An 848-nucleotide genomic window follows, 5' to 3' on the forward strand; every position below is an offset into this window, starting at 1 on the left:
GTGCCGAGGCTCTACTTGCCAGAGATTTTCTCAGCGGCAGCATTCGCTTTGTCCCGATTGCCCTTGGTGTCTTTGATGATTTTCAGGGCTTGATCCTTAGTGATGCCATGCTTCCGGGCAAAGTAATTGACTTCATACGGCTCGCTTGCCGAAACCCGAGCTCTGTCCTGTTTGCCTCTCTTGGATTTGTCGTCCGCCATAGCCTTCCTCCATGTCGCGTTTCACCTTGGGCGGCTCGCTCACGACCAAATAGGATGAGCCGTTCGCGATCGAGAGCCGCGATGTTGCATTTCCCCAGCTGTCGTTGGAGCATATCGAGGGCGGCGGCCTTGGAGCGGCGAGGGGACTTGCCTACATCGCAGATGTCGTCGATATGGAGGTCGATGATTTCGCCGAAAGTTTTAAGGCGCGCTACACGAGACTTGGTCGGTGTCTCGCCGCGGTCGACTTGGCGTTCGGTTTCGGTTGGCCATCGTCGTGCGTTGTCTCGGCGCAAGAACGTCTCGCTGACGTAGCGACCTTTGCGACGAACCTGCACGCGCCAGGAACCGGATGAGAGCTCCGTATAGGTGGCCATTTTTTCGTGTGCGCTCCGTGTGCGCTGAGAGATCGAAACTTGGCGAAGAGGGTCGTATTCTGGCGTAAATTCGTGTGCACTCGGCAGGTTCTAAGAAATTCATGTTAAATGAAAAATGATGAAAAATCAAGAGCATAGGGTAGCCGTTGCGCCCATGATGGACTGGACGGATCGGCATTGCCGGTTCTTCCACCGTCAGTTGACGAGACGCGCGCTGCTCTACACCGAGATGGTTGTGGCGGACGCGGTCATCCACCGCGCGCGTGAACGG

The 848-nt window shown here is 56.1% G+C and carries 2 protein-coding genes; one reads left to right on the plus strand and one right to left on the minus strand.

All coding sequences use genetic code 11. From position 1 onward, the window contains the following. Positions 1 to 11: 11 nt before the first annotated feature. A complete protein-coding gene (locus tag EOA28_RS37260) occupies positions 12 to 200 on the minus strand; it encodes a DUF3606 domain-containing protein (protein WP_127250562.1) in 189 nt (62 codons plus the stop codon). Positions 201 to 692: 492 nt separating this feature from the next. Here EOA28_RS37260 and EOA28_RS37270 point away from each other — a divergent pair. After that, positions 693 to 848, plus strand: a 156-nt coding sequence (locus EOA28_RS37270; RefSeq protein WP_189342421.1) for a tRNA-dihydrouridine synthase, incomplete at its 3' end; no start/stop codon positions are given.

Source organism: Mesorhizobium sp. M2A.F.Ca.ET.067.02.1.1, assembly GCF_004023285.1.
GTDB lineage: Bacteria > Pseudomonadota > Alphaproteobacteria > Rhizobiales > Rhizobiaceae > Mesorhizobium.